The 1,994-nt window shown below is 42.2% G+C and carries 2 protein-coding genes and 1 pseudogene; all 3 read right to left on the bottom strand.

The features are described 5' to 3' along the window. Nucleotides 1–612: pseudogene (locus ACFVSH_RS26025) on the bottom strand (nitrite/sulfite reductase); the annotation flags it as partial. Between the two features lie 16 nt (nucleotides 613–628). Beyond that, the gene (gene cysC / locus ACFVSH_RS26030) at nucleotides 629–1,228 is read right to left on the bottom strand and encodes an adenylyl-sulfate kinase (RefSeq protein WP_387708680.1); all 600 of its coding nucleotides are present in this window, start codon (nucleotides 1,226–1,228) and stop codon (nucleotides 629–631) included. A gap of 43 nt (nucleotides 1,229–1,271) precedes the next feature. Continuing rightward, nucleotides 1,272–1,994: sulfate adenylyltransferase (locus ACFVSH_RS26035; RefSeq protein ID WP_387708682.1), on the bottom strand; the 723-nt coding region annotated here is incomplete at its 5' end.

The raw sequence follows: 1,994 nt of genomic DNA on the forward strand, positions 1-1,994 counted from the left end.
GAATGAAACACAGTTGATTTCAGCATTCGAAGCATTATGGATATTAGCACTGATGGACATTTTATATTTCCTCGGAAGGTTGGAATAGTCTTCGTTAAGGCGGAAATACTCAAATACATCATAAAGGACCTCGCGTGTATCAAAAAGTTCATCGGGATCGATGCCTGCTAATGCATTCCCGATGATATTACGTGTAATATCACCACAAGCACCAGCCGTAGTCATTCCAACCTTTTCCAAACGATTTAAGATATCCGGGACTTGTTCGATAGTCAGCCAGTGGAATTGAATGGCTTGACGGGTTGTAATGTCATATACGCCCCTCCCGTAATCTTTAGCGATGTTAGCTAGAGTTATTTGTTGATCATACGTCAGGATACCTCCGGGAATAACGACACGCATCATCCAGTAACCAGCTTCTTTTGGCCGTTGCAGGTATAGACCTGCCCACTTGAACATATCCCAATTCTCTTTAGGGATGGAATCAAAACCATTTGCTGCGTAATGTGGAATATCATCAAATATCTTCAATCCGTCTTTTTCCAATTTCCAGATTTCCGTTTTATTTTTAGCGATTAGTGGATTTTCCGACCAAAATTTTTCGTAAACCATTACATTTCCTCCTTGATTAAATCGCTTTCTTTGCTGTCAAATAGCCGATTACCTGTTCAACACACTCTTCAATGCTGTATTGGTCGGATTCTAAAATGATTTCCGGTTGTTCTGGATCTTCGTACGGAGAGTCGATTCCGGTAAAATCTTTTATGATTCCTTTACGTGCCTTATCATATAGACCCTTTGGATCACGCACCTCACACTCTTCGATCGGACACTTTATGTATACTTCAATAAACTCCCCTTCTTCGAGTAAATCACGTACAATCTGCCGATCTGCCCTGAATGGAGATATGAAGGCAGTCAATACGAACTGCCCACTATCCACGAATAACTTGGAAACCTCACCGATCCGCCTAATATTCTCGGTTCGATCCTCTTCAGAAAAACCTAAATCTTTATTTAAACCGTGGCGGATATTATCACCATCCAAAACATAGCTTCGAATATTCCGATTATATAATTCTTTTGCGACCGCGTTCGCAATCGTTGATTTTCCGGAACCCGAGAGTCCTGTAAACCATAGAACTGTGCTTTCATGCCCGTTTTGCTTCCGGCGGAGCTCCTTGGTCAATGACGTTTCATGCCAAGTGACATTCGTACTTTTACTCATATAATAATCCCCCTCTTCATGTGATCCTTCAATTTATGTCCTATCAGTTATAAACTTCATTCTTTTTCAGACCTTCGATCAACACCTCGATGACCTCTTTACGGCTAAAGGTAGCTGGAGGAATTTCTCCATTACGCAACATTTCCCTTACCTTCGTTCCAGACAGGATGACATGATCTTCCCTGCCGTGCGGACAAGTTTTAGCGGAAGCCATGTTGCCGCATGCTTTACAGTAAAAACTATGTTCAAAGAATAATAACGTGATCCCTAACTCATCGGCGTTAAAATTCCCAAAGATTTTTTGGGCATCATATGTGCCATAATAATCGCCCACACCCGCATGATCACGTCCGACGATAAAATGGGTGCATCCATAATTTTTACGGACCATTGCATGGAAAATGGCTTCTCTAGGTCCTGCATAACGCATGGCAGCAGGGAAAACTGCAAGGGAGACACGATCCTTGGGATAATATTTCTCAAGCAGCACTTTGTAACTTTCCATTCTTACATCTGCCGGAATGTCATCGGATTTAGTGGCACCTACGAGAGGATTTAAGAATAAGCCGTCGACAATCTCCAATGCTGTCTTTTGAATATATTCATGTGCACGGTGAACAGGGTTCCTCGTTTGGAAACCGACAACCGTTTCCCACCCTTTTTCAGCAAAAGCTTTCCTTGTCTCGACAGGGTCCAGATAATTAGCTTGGAATAACGGACGCTCTATTCTCTTAATCAACTTTATTTCCCCGCCGACATATACATC

The sequence above is a fragment of the Peribacillus sp. NPDC058002 genome, from assembly GCF_042886655.1.
GTDB lineage: Bacteria > Bacillota > Bacilli > Bacillales > DSM-1321 > Peribacillus > Peribacillus aracenensis.

Excerpts from the sequence above, each read along its gene's own strand:
- cysC (WP_387708680.1), bottom strand. The coding sequence starts at position 1,228 with ATGAGTAAAAGTACGAATGTCACTTGGCATGAAACGTCATTGACCAAG.